This is a genomic window from Kitasatospora sp. NRRL B-11411, assembly GCF_000721345.1.
Classification (GTDB): Bacteria; Actinomycetota; Actinomycetes; order Streptomycetales; family Streptomycetaceae; genus Kitasatospora; species Kitasatospora cineracea.
The window spans coordinates 1-14,767 of record NZ_JOGH01000073.1 but is presented as its reverse complement, the minus strand read 5'-3'; the positions used below and the strand labels follow the sequence as shown (position 1 = coordinate 14,767).

Here is a 14,767-nt window from a genome sequence, read left to right as displayed (position 1 = left end):
CAGCCACCGCACCCGACCGTCCCACCGCACCCGACCGTCCCGCCGCGGCCGGTGGGCCCGCCGCCGCCGACGGCTCCGCCGCCGCCCCGGCACCGGGCCGGGCGGTGGGGCGCGGTGGCGGTGGCCCTGGTGCTGGTCGGGGCCGGCGCGGTCGCCCTCGCCGGCCGGGACGGCACGGGCACCGGGGCCGGGCCGCACGTCCTGCCGGGCAGCCCGCGGGCGCTGCTGCTGGACGGCGTGTCGGGCCGGGTGGAGATCACCGCCGCGCAGGAGACCACCGCCACCGCCGAGTACCTGCCCGAGGGCGCGGGGAGCCCCGGAGCGGTCCGCCTCGGTCCGCCTCGGTCCGGCCGGGAGCGACGGCGCCGCGCCCGTGCGGTGCGCCGCGGACGGCGGGCCGTTCGACCGGTGCGGCGGGCTGCTGCGGCTCGCCGTCCCCGAGGGCACCGCGCTGACGGTCCGCCAGGAGTCCGGAGAGATCACGCTGTCCGGCCTGCGCGGCGACCTCGCGCTGTCCCTGGCCTCGGTCCGCTGCACCGCCGTCGGCCTGCGCCCGCAGCACGCGACGGTGTCGATCCGCTCCGGCAGCGCCGACCTGGGCTTCGCCGCCCCGCCCGGCGACCTCACCGTGGAATCCGCCTCCGCCTCGGTGGCGCTGCGGCTCCCGCAACCGGACGGCGGCTACGCGTTCGACTCGGACGCGGCCTCCGCCGACGTCCGGATCGGCCTGCCCGAACAGCCGGACGCCGCCCACCGGGTGCGGCTGCGCACCACCTCGGCCTCGGTGGCGGTGCTGCCCGCCGACGGGTGAGCGGGCCGCGGCCCGGCCGGCGGGCGGCGAGGTGATGCCAGGGTTCGAACCACGGGTCGGGCCGGCGCTCGGAGCCGACGGCGCCACCTTCGACCCGCTGCTCGCCGCCGTCGAGGAGTGGGCCGACCCGCGGGTCGAGCCGTGGCGCTCCGCCGGACGAGGTGACGCGCCGTCAGCCCGCCGCGCCGCAGCGCTCGGTGTCGATCTCCGGGAGGTGCGCCGCCGCGTAGCGCGAGCCGTGCACCGTCTCGTCGGACAGCACCCGGCCGGCCGCCGCCAGCAGCTCGGCGGGGACGTCCAGGTCGAGCACCGCGACGTCCTCGCGCAGGTGCTGCACCGAGCGGGTGCCCGGGATGGCGAGCACGTGCCTGCCGCGCGAGAGCACCCAGGCCAGCGCCAGCTGGGCCACCGTCAGGCCCGCGGGCGCGGCCAGGGCGGCCAGTTCGGCGCGCAGCGCCAGGTTCGCCGGGTAGTGCGCGGCGGTGAAGCGCGGCATGGCGTGCCGGATGTCCGCGGGCGGCAGGTCGGCCATCCGCGGCGGGGCGTCGGTCAGCACGCCGCGCCCGACCGGGCTGAACGCGACCAGCGCGACGCCCAGTTCGCGGGTCGCCGCCAGGGTGCCGCGCTCCGGGTTGCGGGTCCACAGGCTGTACTCGTTCTGCAGCGCGGCGACCGGGTGCACCGCGTGCGCCCGGCGCAGGGTGGCCGCCGACACCTCGGACAGGCCGATGGCGCGGACCTTGCCCGCCGCGACCAGCTCGGCCAGCGCGCCCACGCTCTCCTCGACCGGGATGGCCGGGTCCAGCCGGTGCAGGTAGTACAGGTCGATCACGTCGGTGCCGAGCCGGGCCAGCGACCGCTCCGCGGTGCGCCGGATCGTCTCGGGGCGGCCGTCGATGACGCGCCGTCCGTCCACGCCCGTCATGCCGCACTTGGAGGCCAGCACGATCTGCTCCCGGTGCGGGCCCAGCACCCGGCCGACCAGCTCCTCGTTGGCGCCGAACCCGTACAGCGCGGCCGTGTCGAACAGCGTGACGCCCGCGTCGAGGGCGGACAGCAGCAGTTTCGCCGCGTCGCCGGCGGACGGCGGGGTGCCGTAGGCGTGGCTGAGGTTCATGCAGCCCAGGCCGACGGCCGGGACCTCGAACGGCCCGAGCCGGCGCGGGGCGCGGCCGTCCGGGGCGGTGGAGGGGAGGGGGCCGCTGACGTCGTTCGGTTCGTCTTCTCCGGTCACCGGGCCATCGTAGCGAGCGGTTGTCGGACCCGTCCGGGATGCTCTGCGGATGGACACGGCACTGCAGTTGACGATCGACTGTTCCGACCCGCAGCGGATGGTGGCCTTCTGGGCCGCGGCCCTGGGCTACCTGCCCGAGCCCCCGCCGGACGGGCACCCCACCTGGGCCCTGTCCGGCCGATCTTGCCGGGCGCACGACGCCGGGCATCCCGCCTGGAAGCACCGGCCCAACACCCGAGTACATCCAGTACGAGGGCGTCGGGCCGGCACTCCCAGCCGGGCGCCCACCGCCGCGCGCTGATCCGACAAGATCGACCGGACAGGGCCTGGCGGGCCCACTGGGCGGCGCTGGGGGTGCCCGAGTCGGAGCTGCCGCCCGGCGCCGGGGACGTCCCGGAGTCGATCGTCGACCCGGCGGGCCGCGGGCCGCGGATCTGGTTCCAGCAGGTGCCGGAGCCGAAGGCCGGCAAGAACCGGTGGCACTTCGACCTGAAGGTCGGCGGCGGCCGCGACGTGCCGGTGGACGTCCGGGCGCAGCGGGTCCGGGCCGCGGTGGAACGGCTGGTCGCCGCCGGCGCCACCGTGCTGCGGATCACCGACGAGCCCGGGTCGGGGTTCTTCGCCGCCGCCCTCCAGGACCCGGAGGGCAACGAGTTCGACGTGGTCTAGAGGGCCGTTGCGGCGCCGCCGCCGCAACACCCCCCGGACCACCTCGTCAACCTGGTGACGCGGCACGCCGATAACGGCTGGACGGGCCCCGGGTCCGGTCCCGAGACTGGGTGCGGTGACGACCCATACGGACCGCCCGGCGGCCCCCTCCACCGACCTCGGCGAACTGCGGCGGCAGCTGGCCGTCCTGCACGGCGGCACGGTGACCTCGGTGCACGTCCCCGGCGGCGGCGCGGGCCTGTTCGCCCTGCTGATCGGCCTCCCGGACCACCGCCCCGACGGCACGGCCGAACTCGCCCACCGCTGGCTCACCGTCGCCCGCAGCGGCTGGACCCTGGACCGCCCCGCCACCGCGGCCCGCGCCACCACCCCCGCCGCCGGGGCCGGCCGCCTGGCCGAGGACCTGCGGGCGCTGATCGGCCGCCGGATCACCGACGTCCAGGTCACCGAACCCGGCTGGGGCACCCTGATCGCGTTCGGCGACCACCGGCTGCGGATCGGCCCCGCCGCCCCGCCGGCCCCGCACCTCCCGTTCGACGAGACCCCGGACTGGGCCCTGCGCCTGCCCTCCCGGCGCCTGCTCCTGATCGGCCCCGGGCCCCGCTGGGCTGAGCGCGGCTGAGCGCGGCGGAGCAACCGCGGCCGGGCCTACAGGGTGGTGAAGTACCCGCCGAGCAGCCGGGCGTCCACGCCGTCCGGGTCCAGCTCGCCGTGTTCGGCCAGGATCCGTTCGGCGTACGCCTCGGCGTCGTCCTGCGGGTCGTAGCCGAGCGCCCGGGCCGGGCCCAGGTCCCACCAGGCGCGGGTGTTGGCGCTGATCGCGTTGACCACGGTGTGGCCGACGCCGGGCGCGGTGAGGGCGGCGTGCACCAGGCGGGCGCAGTCGCCGGGGCTGAGCCAGGTGGAGAGCATCCGGGGCGAGCGCGGCTCGGGGAAGCAGGAGCCGATCCGCAGCGAGACCGTCTCGATCCCGTGCTTGTCGGCGTACAGCGAGGCCAGCGACTCGCCGAACACCTTGGACAGGCCGTAGTAGGTGTCCGGCCGGGGCGGGATGTCGGCGCGCACCGGCAGCTCGCCGTCCAGCGGGGTGAAGCCCACCGCGTGGTTCGAGCTGGCGAAGACCACCCGGCGCACGCCCTCGGCCCGCACCGCCTCGTACAGCCGGTAGGTGCCCTCGATGTTGCTGTGCGCGATGTTGGCGAAGGTGTCCTCCAGCGAGATCCCGCCGAGGTGGACCACCGCGTCCACGCCGCGCACCGCCGCCCGGACGGCGTCGGCGTCGGCCAGGTCGAAGGCCAGCGCGTCCGGCGCGCCCTCGACGGGTTTGAGGTCGGCCAGCCGCAGCCGGTAGCCGTACGGGGGCAGCAGCTCGCGCAGCAGGGTGCCGACGCCGCCGGCCGCGCCGGTGAGCAGGACGAGTGTCACGACACCTCCACGGTGTGGGACTTGATGTAGTCGAGGTCGAAATCGTCGCCCAGGCCGGGGCGTTCGGGGAAGACCACCACGCCGCGTCCGTCGATCGGGTCGACCGCCGAGTTCAGGTGCGGCGGCAGCAGGTCGAAGTCGACCAGCGGGTGCAGCAGGCCGCGCTCGTACCAGCGGGCGTTGGTGGTGGCGCCGAGCAGGGCGAGGTTGCCGGAGCCGTTGCCGTGCACCTCGCAGTCCAGGTTGAAGGCTTCGGCCAGGTGCAGGGTGCGCACCGCCGGGGTGAGGCCGCCGACGTCGGTGGTGCCGGTGCGCAGGATGTCGCAGGCGCCGGAGGCCGCCCACTCGGCGCGGGTGAAGTTCTTGCCCCAGGAGGTCTCCGGCCCGATCACCGGGATCTCCAACTGCTCGGCCAGCCACCGGTAGGAGGACACCGACGCCTCCTCCATCGGCTCCTCCAGCCAGTAGAACCCGAGCTCCTGGAGCGCCCGGCCGAGCCGCAGCGCCTCGGTGCGCGAGTACCAGTGGTTGGCGTCCAGCATCAGCTCGACGTCCGGGCCGACCGCCTCGCGCACCGCCGTGCAGGCCGCGATGTCGAGGGCCACACTGGGGGCGCCCGCGACCGGCGGCATCCAGGTGTGCAGCTTGATCGCCCGGTAGCCCTGCTCGACCAGCCGCACCGCGAAGTCGGCGTAGTCGGCGGGGGTGGCCAGCCCGCCCGGCAGCTCGTCGCCGCACATGGTGGAGGCGTACGCGGGCACCTCCCGGCGGGCGCCGCCGAGCAGCCGCCACACCGGCTGGCCCAGCCGCTGCCCCGCGAGGTCCCACAGGGCGAGGTCGACGAAGCACAGCGCCCGGTCGGTGAGGCCGCCGCCCGCGCCGCGCTGGCGGCGGGCCAGCGCCGTCCACAGCCGCTCGCGCTCCAGCGCCTCCTGCCCGAGCAGCGCGGGCCGGACGTACTTCTCCAGCACGTGCGGGCGCAGGTGGTCCGGCTGCACCAGCACCCGCCCGGCGGCGCCGTCGACGTCGGTGACGGTCAGCAGGGCCTCGCGGACCTCGTGCGGCTCGGCCGGGTGCCGGTGGCCGTGCGGGTCGACGGCGGTGCGGGCGAGGGTGGTGAAGAAGGACACCTCGACCGATGCGATGGCTGCCACCGCCGTCAGCCGTTCTTCGCCCGGTAGTCGGCCTGCGCCTTGGTGAGCGCGTCGGCCACCGACTTGGCGAAGTCCGCGGGGGACATCTTGCCCAGCAGGACCTTCTGGAAGTCCGGCTCCGCCTCGGTCTTGGTGATCTTCGAGTACTGCGGCAGGTAGACCGGCGGCTGCACCAGCTTCCCGCTGTTCAGCGCGTCCCCGGCCTGCTTGGTGATGCCGGACTTCACGTACCAGTCGTCCGCGTACGCCTCGGTGTTGGCGGGGATCTGGCCGGCGTTCTCGTTCCAGTACGAGTTGGCCTCGTGCGAGTCGAGGTACTCCAGGAAGGTCCAGGCGGCGTCCTGGTGCTTGGAGTTCTTGAACACCCCGAAGCCGTCGACCGGGTTGGCCAGCGTCGCGGTGCCGTCCGGCCCGGCGGGCAGCAGCATGCCGGCCGCCTTGTCGCCGAGCGCGCTGCGCACGTCCTTGGTGGAGCCCAGGTTGTGGTGCACCATCATCACCTGGCCCGCCTGGAACTGGGCCAGCATCTGCGGGTAGGCGTTGGAGACGTCGGCCTCCGGGGTGGTGTTCTTGTACTGGGCGGCGATCTTCGCGATCAGCTCGACGTTCCTCGGGTCGTCGACGGTGGACTTCCCGCTCGCGTCGAACACCTCGGTCAGCCCGGAGTAGGCGTACGCCTCGGCCAGCACCTGGAAGCCGGAGCCCGCGCCGCCGCGGATGGTGAAGCCGTACTGGTTCTTCGCCTTGTCGGTGAGCTTCGCGGCGGCTGCGAACAGCTCGTCCCAGGTCTTCGGGACGTCGATCCCGGCCTCCTTGAACCTGTCCGCCCGGTACCAGATGACGTCCTGGTTGCCGGAGGACGGCAGCTGGTACAGGCCCTTGCCGCCGGCCGCCGCCTTCGAGGTCTCCAGCATCGCCGCCGACAGCTTCCCGTTCAGCGGGCTGCCCGCCAGGCGCTGGTCCAGCGGGACGAGGGCCTTCTGCGCGGTCAGCGAGGCCAGCAGGGCGGTGGTGACGCCGCCGACGTCGGGCGTGGAGCCGGCGGCGATCGCGGTGTTGTACTTCTCGGCGACCTCGGAGCTGGTCACCCCGACGTACTTGACCTCGATGTCCGGGTGCGCCTTCTCGAACTCGTCGATCAGGTGCTGGTACAGCGGGGTGCGGGCCGGACCGGCGTTGTTGTCCCAGAAGGTGATCACGGTCTTCTTCGCGGAGTCGCCGGCGGAGCCGCCGGAACCGCAGGCGGTGAGCAGGCCGAGCGCGGCGAGGGCCGCGGCGGCGGTGCGCAGGGAGCGGGCCATGGGTGGGAGTGTCCTGTCTGTGACGGGGCGGGGGAGGGGATTTCGGGGGTGCTCAGCCCTTGACGGCGCCGGCGCTCATGCCCTGGACGAGGTACTTCTGCACGAAGGCGAACACCAGCACCACCGGCACCGCGGCGACCACGCCGCCCGCGGCCAGCGCGCCGAAGTCCACGGTGTTCTCGCCGATGGTGGTCTGCAGGCCCACCGGGACGGTCTGCAGCTCCGGGTCGTTGAGGAACATCAGCGCGAACAGGAAGTTGTTCCAGCTGCCGATGAAGGCGAACGAGCCCACCGCGACGATGCCCGGCCGCAGCAGCGGCAGCACCACGGCGAGGAAGGCGCGCAGCCGGCCGCAGCCGTCCACCATCGCCGACTCCTCCAGCTCCACCGGCACGTTCTTCACGAAACCGCTCATCAGGATCATCGCCAGCGGCAGCTGGAACACCGTCTCGGCGACCACCAGGCTCCACCGGGTGTCGATCAGGTGCAGCAGCTGGAAGACGTTGAACAGCGGGATCAGCATCATCGCGCCCGGCACGAACTGGGTGCACAGCAGCGCCAGCATGAACGCCCGCCGCCCGCGGAACGCGAACCGGGCCAGCGCGTAGCCGCCCATCAGGGCGAAGCAGGTCACCGACACCAGGGTCAGCGCGGCGATCAGCACGCTGTTGGTGAAGTAGGTGCGGAAGCCCATGCCGTTCCACACCGTGTCGAAGTGCTCGAAGGTCACCGGCCAGGGCAGCAGCGAGGTGGAGCCGGCCGGGCGCAGCGCGAACAGCAGCATCCAGTAGAACGGCACCAGGGTGAAGAGCAGGTACAGGCCCAGCGGCAGGAACAGCCGCAGCAGGCGCCCGGTGCGGTCCCGGACGGCGGCGGGCCGGACGGAGCGGGCGGCCCCGCGGCGGGCGGCCGGCAGGCGGGTGGCGTCGGCGCTCATCGCCGCACCCCCTCGCCCCGGCCCCGGCCCCGGCCCTCGAAGCGGCTGAGCCGCAGGTACAGCACCGAGCAGAACAGCAGCAGCACGAAGGCCGCCGTGGTGAGCGCGGACCCGTAGCCGAAGTCGTAGGACTTGCGGGCCAGTTGGGCCACGTACAGCGGCAGGCCGGTGGTCGCCCCGGCCGGGCCGCCGTTGGTCAGGGTGTACAGCAGGTCGACGTTGTTGAACTCCCACACCGCGCGCAGCAGGGTGGCCAGCACGATCGCGTCCCGCAGGTGGGGGAGCGTCACGTGCCAGAAGCTGCGGACCCGGCCCGCGCCGTCGATCGACGCCGCCTCGTACAGGTCCTTCGGGACGGACTGCAGGTCGGCGAGGATCAGGATGGCGAAGAACGGTACGCCGCGCCAGAGTTCGGCCACCACCACGGCCGGGAACACGGCGTCCGGGTCGCCCAGCACCGAGGTCGCCGGGTCGGCGAGCCCGAACTCGGACAGCTGGTGGAACACCCCGGTGGCCGGGTTGTACAGCAGCAGCCAGATCCCGGTGGTCAGCACCCCGGACACCGCCCAGGGCGAGAACACCAGCGCCCGGGCCGCCGCCCGGCCGACGAAGGTCTCGTTCACGATCAGGGCCAGCACCAGGCCGAGCAGCAGCTGCAGCCCCACCTCGGCGGCCACCCACTTCGCGGAGAACAGCAGGCTGTGCCAGAACTGCTGGTCGCCCAGCATCCGGGAGAAGTTGTCCAGCCCGACGAACGCGTCGTCGTACGGCTCGTTCACCACCCGGTGCTGCAGCGCGTAGTAGCCGACGCTGCCGAGCGGCACCAGCAGGAAGCCGACCAGCAGCAGGACGGTCGGAGCGATCAGGGCGTACGGGGTGAGCGCCCGGCGGACGCGGGCTCCGTACGGACCGGCGAGCGTCACAGGGGAGCTCACCTCCTCTACATTCGTGGACGCCGTTCACATGCGTGGACACACTAGGGAGGGTGTGAGGGGTCGTCAACCCTCTTGGCGCGCAAGGATTCTGATTCGCCGTTCATGGATGTGTACTTCGATCAGAATGATGTATAACGCTGCTGTGACGCCCGCAGGCTTGCCCCGTCGTCCCGCAGCCCGGCCGTTCCGCCGCCCCGCAGCCCAGCCGTCCCGCCGTCCCCACAGGAGGAACCCATGCCCGACACGCCCGACCGACTGCGCAGCCGCCTCGACGGCCTGCTGTTCTTCCCCGTCACCGCCTTCGCCCCCGACGGCAGCCTCGACCTGACCGCCTTCCGCGCCCACGTCCGGGCCCGCCTCGACGCCGGGGCCGGCGCCGTGTTCGCCGCCTGCGGCACCGGCGAGTACCACGCCCTCGACCTCGACGAGTACCGCGCCGTGGTCGCCGCCGCCGTCGAGGAGACCGCCGGAGCCGTCCCCGTGGTGGCCGGCGTCGGCCACGGCACCGCCCTCGCCCTGGAGTTCCTGCGCCGCGCCGAACAGGCCGGCGCCGACGGCGTCCTCGCCCTGCCGCCCTACCTGGTCAAGCCCTCCCAGCCGGGCCTGCTGCGGCACTACACCGAACTCGCCCGGGCCACCGACCTCGGCGTCATCGTCTACGCCCGCGACAACGCCGTCCTCGAACCCGACACCGTCGCCGCCCTCGCCGCCCTCGACAACGTCATCGGACTCAAGGACGGCATCGGCGACCTCGACCTGATGCAGCGCGTCATCAGCGCCGTCCGCACCACCCACCCCGGCCTCGACTTCCGCTACTTCAACGGCCTGCCCACCGCCGAACTCACCGGCCTCGCCTACCGCGGACTCGGCGTCACCCTCTACTCCTCCGCCGTCTTCTGCTTCGCCCCCGACCTCGCCCTCGCCTTCCACAAGGCCGTCACCGGCGGCGACGACGCCCTCGCCCACCGCCTGCTCGACGGCTTCTTCCGCCCCCTGGTCGAACTGCGCAACCAGGGCCGCGGCTACGCGGTCTCGCTGGTCAAGGCCGGCGTCCGGCTCGAAGGACTCGACGTCGGCACCGTCCGCGCCCCGCTCGCCGAACCCGACCCCGCGCACGTCGACGCGCTCGCCGGACTGATCGCCCGCGGCCGCAGCCTGCTCTGACCCCCGGACCCGCCCCGCCGGCCGGGCCCGCACGCCCGGCCGGGCCGCCCGCCCCGCGAACCGGACCCGGCCGCCCGCGCGGGCCCCGACCGGACCGCCCACCCGCCGCCCGGCCGGACCGCCCCCGGCCGGGCGCCCCCGCACCCACCGCCAGGAGACCCCGTGCGCGCCTCCGCCTTCCTCTACCCGTGGGACGTCACCGGCGACCCCGCCGCCCCCGACCGGCTGGCCGGACTCGGCCTGCCCCGGGTCACCCTCGCCGCCGCCTACCACTCCACCCGCGCCCTGACCCCCCGCCACCCCACCCGGCGGATCGTCACCGCCGAGCACTCCGCCGTCTACTACCCGCCCGACCCCGCCCACTGGCGCGGCCGCGCCCTGCGCCCCGCCGCCCAGCACTGGCTGCCCGGCGACGACCCGTTCGGCGAGGCCGCCGCCGCCCTCACCGCCGCCGGACTGGAGGTGCACACCTGGGTGGTGCTCGCCCACAACTCCCGCCTCGGCACCGCGCACCCGCACCACGCGGTGCACAACGCGTACGGCGAGCCCTACCCCTGGGCGCCGTGCATCGCCCAGGACGAGGTGGTCGAGTACTGCGCCGCCCTCGCCGCCGAGGCCGCCGTCCGGCCCGGCGCCACCGGCACCGAACTGGAGTCCTGCGGCTGGTACGGCCTCGCCCACCTGCACGCCCACGACAAGATCGGCGGTGTCCCGCTCGGCCCGGCCGGGCAGTTCCTGATGTCGCTGTGCTTCTGCCCCGCCTGCCGCCGCGGCTACGGCCCCGACGCCGACGCCCTGCGCACCGCGGTGCGCACCGCCCTGGAACCGCTGTGGCGCGGCGCCCCCGAACCCGACCTGCCCGAGGAGTGGGCCCGGATCGAACGCCTGCTGGGCACCGGCCCCGCCGCCGCCGCCCGCACCCACCGGCTGGCCGCCGCCCGCCGCCTCCAGGCCGCCGCCGTCGACGCCGTCCGGGCCGCCGCCGGCCCCGGCTTCCGGATCCTGCTGCACGCCGACCCCGTCCCGCACCGCAGCGGCCCCAACCCCGGCGTCGAGGCCGACTGGCTGCTCACCCGCGCCGACGGCCTGGTCCTGCCGCACCACCTGCTGCCGCTCGCCGCCCCGCACCGCCGCCCCGGCACCGTGCTGGCCGCCAACCGCCCGGTGGTCGCCGCGCTCGGCGGCGGCCCCCCGCACCCCGTCGAGGGCGCCGACGAACTGCGCCTCTACCACGCGGGCCTGGCCTCCGACGCCGACCTCGACGCGGTCCGGCGACTGCTGCTGCGCCCGCACTCCGGCTGACACCGCCTCAGCCCTCCCACGGCCGGGCCGCCGGAAGGCGCCGGCCGGGGGAGGGCAGGGCTCCGGCGGCGCCGAGCAGGACAGTGCGGCGGGTGGGCACGACGGCTCCTCCTGGAGGTGGGCGGCGGGGACGGACGGGGGCGGGCCCCGGCGGGATTTCTCGCCGGGGCCCGCGGGCGGTCGGTCGGGCGGTCGGTGCCGCCGGGCTCAGAGGTGGCCGGCGCCCGCGCCGGCGGTGACCTTCGCCGGGACGGTGTTCGCCGCGTCCAGGCCGGTGCGCAGGGTGGGCGTCCAACCCGCCGACGTGCCCAGCTGCTTGCCGGAGTTGGCGGCGTTCCAGGCGCCGATCAGGTCGGTGGTGGTGCCGTTGACGGAGTTGCCGCCCGCGGTCAGCGCGGTGCCGCCCCAGTTGTAGAGCACCTTGGCGGCGGTGATGCCGGAGGGCAGCGCGAAGTAGTTGTTCTGCGCGACGAGCTGCGAGGACTTGCCGACCCCGAGGCTGTACTCGTAGTCCCCGGCGGACGGCACGTAGTAGTTGTTGTAGGCGTCGACCTGCCCGAAGCGGACCCGGGGCGCGCGCTGCACGGTGTTCTGCCACAGGTTGTGGTGGAAGGTCACCCGCAGGTGGCCCGCGTCGGTGGCGGAGGCGCTGTCGCTGTTGCCGATCAGGTTGGTCTTGTCGTGGTTCTTGAACACGTTCCAGGACGAGGTGACGTAGTCCGCGCCCTTGACCACGTCCAGCAGCCCGTCGTGGACCTCGTAGATCCGGCCGAAGTAGCTGGGCAGGCTGGAGTCCGGGACGGCGCCGTCGGAGAAGGTGTCGTGGTCGACCCAGACGTGGGTGGCGCCGTAGACCGTCATCGCGTCGTACTCGGAGTTCCAGTTGCCGGTGGAGCCGTCGGTCGGGTCCCACTGCGGGAAGCAGTCCGCGGCGTTCTCGAAGGACAGGTTGCGGACGATCACGTTGTCGACGTTCTTCACCACCAGCCCGCCGCCGCGCAGCGTGCCGCCGTTGACGCCGACGACGGTGGTGTTGGCGCCGACGTTGATCTGCACCTTGTCGGCCTGCTTCTTCTGCGAGGCGGCGCGGGCGTCCTCCTGGGTGCCCGAGGGCACCTTCGAGGTGCCCCAGACCTTCGGGTCGTAGGCGGCCAGGTAGGCGGGCAGCGAGTAGCCGCCGGTCGCGTACGCCGAGCAGTCCAGGTGCTTGCCGGAGTCGTCGGTGTTGAGGTCGATGACGCCCGAGACGTAGATGATCTTGGCGGTGGCGTTCGAGCCGTTGCTGGAGTTCTTGCCGCCGAGCGCGGCCACCAGCTGGGCCCGGGTGGAGACGGTCACGGTGTGCGCGGCGTCGGCCTTGGACCCGCCGGTGGTGCCGGTGGTGGCCGAGGCCCAGCCGTCCTTCGCGGCCAGCACGGCGTGGCCGAGGTCGGCGGCGTGCGCGGAGGGGACGCAGGCGAGGGTGCCGCACAGGGCGGCGGAGGCGAACAGCGGTCCGACGGTGCGGACGGTGCGGGGCAGGCGCATGACGGGGCTCCTCGTCGAGCGGTCGGGGTGGGGGTGCGGGCGCGAGGTGCGGTGCGTGGCGCGCGGTGGGGTGCAGTGCGGTGCTTGGCGCGCGGGACGGTCGGATGTCCGGGGTGCGTTCACAAGCGTGAACAGCGGTCGCATCCGTGTCCGCAACCTAGGGAGCCCCGCCCGGCCCTGTCAAGGCGTCCGGCGCCGGAACGCGACGGCGCCCCGCACGCGGGGTGCGGGGCGCCGAAAGGTACATGACGCCGCGTCAGCGGCGGGCGGGCGCGGGGCTCACAGGTGGCGGGTGGCCAGGGTCAGCCGGTCCCGGGCGTCGAACAGCGCGTCCCGGATCAGTTGCTCGCGGCCCGGCGTCAGCCGTGCCACCGGCACCGACACCGACACCGCGTCCCGGGCCGGGGTGCGGTACGGGATCGCCACGCCGAAGCAGCGCAGCCCCAGCGTGTTCTCCTCCCGGTCCACCGCGTAGCCGCGGGTGCGCACCTCGGCCAGCTCCCGGATCAGCTCCTCGCGGTCGGTGTGGGTGTGCTCGGTCAGCGGCTCCAGCCGCTCCGGCAGCAGCCGCCGCACCGCCTCGTCGCCCAGCGTGGCCAGCAGCGCCTTGCCGTGCGAGGTCGAGTACGCGGGCAGCCGCCGCCCGATCCGGGTGAACGGCCGCAGGCTGTGCTGGGACTGGCGGGTCGCCAGGTACACCACGTTCGCCCCGTCCAGCCGCGCCAGGTGGATGGTCTCCCCGGTGTCCTCCGCCAGCACGTCCAGCGCCGGGCGGGCCGCGGCCACCGCCGCGTCCCCGTCGATGTACGAACTGCCGACCAGCAGCGCCCGCACCCCGATCCCGTACCGGGTGCCGGTCGCGTCCGTCTCCACCCAGCCCAGTTCGGCCAGCGTGCGCAGCAGCATGTACAGGCTCGACTTCGGGTAGCCGGTCTGCTCCTGCACCTCCGCCAGGCTGTGCATGCCGGGCCGGCCCGCGAAGTACTCCAGCAACTCCACCGTCCGCACGGCGGACTTCACCTGGGCGCCGCCGCCCTGGCTGGTGCCGCCCCGGGCGGCGTTGGTCGGCGAGGGCATCCTTGACCCCATTCTGTCCCGCGGCGTATCGTCCCGCGAAGTTCAAATAGTTGACTGCCGTTCAGCATACTGAACAGTTGAGGGTTGAGGGACCGTCCGGCCCCCGCGACGGGCCGCACACCGCCGCGCACCGGACGCTACCCGACCCCGCCACCCCACGAGGAGGCCCGCGCCATGACCGCCGCACCCCGCCCCGGCGCCCCCGTCCCCAGCGTCGACCCGCGCACCGGCGCCGTCCGCGCCCACCCCGCCCGCGAGGCCGGACCCGCCGACGTCGACCGGGCCGTCACCGCCGCCCACCACACCCTCGACGCCCTCGCCGACCGCCCCCGCCGCGCCGCCCTGCTGCACACCGCCGCCGACCTCCTCGACGCCGCCCGCCCCGAGATCCTCGCCGCCGCCGACGCCGAGACCGCCCTCGGCGAGACCCGTCTCACCGGCGAACTCGCCCGAACCACCCACCAGTTGCGCACCTTCGCGGAGACCGCCGCCGACGGCGGCTACCTCGACGTCCGGATCGACCGCGCCGACCCCGCCACCGGCCGCCCCGACCTGCGCCGCACCAAGACCCCGCTCGGCGTCGCCGCCGTCTTCGCCGCCGGCAACTTCCCGCTCGCCTTCAGCGTCCCCGGCGGCGACACCGCCAGCGCCCTCGCCGCCGGCTGCCCCGTCGTCGTCAAGGCCCACCCCGGCCACCCCGAGACCGGCGAACTCTGCGCCCGCCTGCTGCGCCGCGCCGCCGAACGCGTCGGCCTGCCCGCCGAGATCCTCACCACCGTCCACGGCCTCGCCGCCGGCACCCGCCTCGTCCAGCACCCGCTCACCGCCGCCGTCGGCTTCACCGGCTCGCTGCGCGGCGGCCGCGCCCTGCACGACCTCGCCGCCGCCCGCCCCCGCCCCATCCCCTTCCACGGCGAACTCGGCAGCCTCAACCCCGTCCTGGTCACCGAACGCGCCGCCGCCACCCGCGCCGAACAGATCGGCGCCGGCCTCGCCGCCTCCTTCACCCTCGGCCAGGGCCAGTACTGCACCAAACCCGGCCTCGTCCTCGTCCCCGCCGGCCACCCCGCCCTCGAACGCGCCGCCGTCGAGGCCGCCGTCGCCGCGGACGCCGCACCCCTGCTCGACCCCCGCATCCGCGACTCCTACCTCACCGGCGCCGCCCACCGCGCCGCCCTCCCCGGCGTCGAGACCCTGCTGCCCCCCGGCCCCGCCCCCACCCCCGCAGCTC

Annotated in this window: 14 protein-coding genes and 1 pseudogene; 7 read left to right on the top strand and 8 right to left on the bottom strand. The window is 74.8% G+C overall.

Going from position 1 to position 14,767, the window contains the following annotated elements; genetic code table 11:
- Positions 1-373: 373 nt before the first annotated feature.
- A complete protein-coding gene (locus IH44_RS0126555) occupies positions 374-811 on the top strand; it encodes a hypothetical protein (RefSeq protein ID WP_030462255.1) in 438 nt (145 codons plus the stop codon).
- Between the two features lie 172 nt (positions 812-983).
- Here the strand turns inward: IH44_RS0126555 and IH44_RS0126550 are convergent, their stop codons facing one another.
- On the bottom strand, positions 984-2,045 hold the full coding sequence (locus tag IH44_RS0126550; RefSeq protein ID WP_198545045.1) for an aldo/keto reductase: 1,062 nt from the start codon (positions 2,043-2,045) through the stop codon (positions 984-986).
- Positions 2,046-2,094: 49 nt separating this feature from the next.
- On the opposite strand from IH44_RS0126550, the gene IH44_RS49190 reads away from it, so the two are divergent.
- The 3 genes and pseudogenes from IH44_RS49190 to IH44_RS0126540 all read left to right on the top strand — a co-directional run bounded on the left by IH44_RS49190 (position 2,095) and on the right by IH44_RS0126540 (position 3,336).
- A complete protein-coding gene (locus tag IH44_RS49190; protein WP_081967133.1) occupies positions 2,095-2,346 on the top strand; it encodes a VOC family protein in 252 nt (83 codons plus the stop codon).
- A gap of 26 nt (positions 2,347-2,372) precedes the next feature.
- Positions 2,373-2,714, top strand: a pseudogene (locus tag IH44_RS0126545) (VOC family protein); the annotation flags it as partial.
- A 115-nt stretch (positions 2,715-2,829) separates the two neighbouring features.
- A complete protein-coding gene (locus IH44_RS0126540) occupies positions 2,830-3,336 on the top strand; it encodes a hypothetical protein (protein WP_030462252.1) in 507 nt (168 codons plus the stop codon).
- A gap of 26 nt (positions 3,337-3,362) precedes the next feature.
- On the opposite strand, the gene IH44_RS0126535 is transcribed toward IH44_RS0126540, so the two are convergent.
- From IH44_RS0126535 to IH44_RS0126515, 5 genes are read right to left on the bottom strand one after another with little or no spacing between them, the layout of a single operon-like run.
- Positions 3,363-4,139, bottom strand: a complete 777-nt coding sequence (locus IH44_RS0126535) for an NAD(P)-dependent oxidoreductase (RefSeq protein WP_030462251.1) — start codon at positions 4,137-4,139, stop codon at positions 3,363-3,365.
- Positions 4,136-5,293 (bottom strand): enolase C-terminal domain-like protein, encoded by a 1,158-nt coding sequence (locus IH44_RS0126530; RefSeq protein WP_030462250.1) that lies wholly within the window; start codon positions 5,291-5,293, stop codon positions 4,136-4,138. The genes IH44_RS0126535 and IH44_RS0126530 overlap by 4 nt, the downstream gene beginning before the upstream one ends.
- Positions 5,294-5,298: 5 nt before the next feature.
- On the bottom strand, positions 5,299-6,594 hold the full coding sequence (locus IH44_RS0126525; protein ID WP_030462249.1) for a sugar ABC transporter substrate-binding protein: 1,296 nt from the start codon (positions 6,592-6,594) through the stop codon (positions 5,299-5,301).
- Between the two features lie 52 nt (positions 6,595-6,646).
- Positions 6,647-7,531, bottom strand: coding sequence for a carbohydrate ABC transporter permease (locus tag IH44_RS0126520; RefSeq protein WP_030462248.1), 885 nt, complete (start codon positions 7,529-7,531; stop codon positions 6,647-6,649).
- Positions 7,528-8,466 carry a carbohydrate ABC transporter permease gene (locus IH44_RS0126515; RefSeq protein WP_051817344.1) on the bottom strand — a complete coding sequence of 313 codons (939 nt, stop codon included), beginning with the start codon at positions 8,464-8,466 and terminating at the stop codon, positions 7,528-7,530. The genes IH44_RS0126520 and IH44_RS0126515 overlap by 4 nt, the downstream gene beginning before the upstream one ends.
- Positions 8,467-8,700: 234 nt before the next feature.
- Here IH44_RS0126515 and IH44_RS0126510 point away from each other — a divergent pair, with 234 nt between their 5' ends.
- Both IH44_RS0126510 and IH44_RS0126505 read left to right on the top strand, forming a co-directional pair.
- Positions 8,701-9,630 carry a 5-dehydro-4-deoxyglucarate dehydratase gene (locus tag IH44_RS0126510; RefSeq protein WP_030462246.1) on the top strand — a complete coding sequence of 310 codons (930 nt, stop codon included), beginning with the start codon at positions 8,701-8,703 and terminating at the stop codon, positions 9,628-9,630.
- Positions 9,631-9,792: 162 nt separating this feature from the next.
- Positions 9,793-10,932: a hypothetical protein gene (locus tag IH44_RS0126505; RefSeq protein WP_030462245.1), complete on the top strand. Its 1,140-nt coding sequence runs from the start codon at positions 9,793-9,795 to the stop codon at positions 10,930-10,932.
- 207 nt (positions 10,933-11,139) lie between these two features.
- On the opposite strand, the gene IH44_RS0126500 is transcribed toward IH44_RS0126505, so the two are convergent.
- Positions 11,140-12,459 carry a polysaccharide lyase family 1 protein gene (locus IH44_RS0126500; RefSeq protein ID WP_030462244.1) on the bottom strand — a complete coding sequence of 440 codons (1,320 nt, stop codon included), beginning with the start codon at positions 12,457-12,459 and terminating at the stop codon, positions 11,140-11,142.
- A gap of 279 nt (positions 12,460-12,738) precedes the next feature.
- Positions 12,739-13,536, bottom strand: coding sequence for an IclR family transcriptional regulator (locus IH44_RS0126495; protein ID WP_051817343.1), 798 nt, complete (start codon positions 13,534-13,536; stop codon positions 12,739-12,741).
- Between the two features lie 174 nt (positions 13,537-13,710).
- On the opposite strand from IH44_RS0126495, the gene IH44_RS0126490 reads away from it, so the two are divergent.
- A partial coding sequence (locus IH44_RS0126490) for an aldehyde dehydrogenase family protein (protein WP_030462242.1) occupies positions 13,711-14,767 on the top strand: 1,057 nt, incomplete at its 3' end.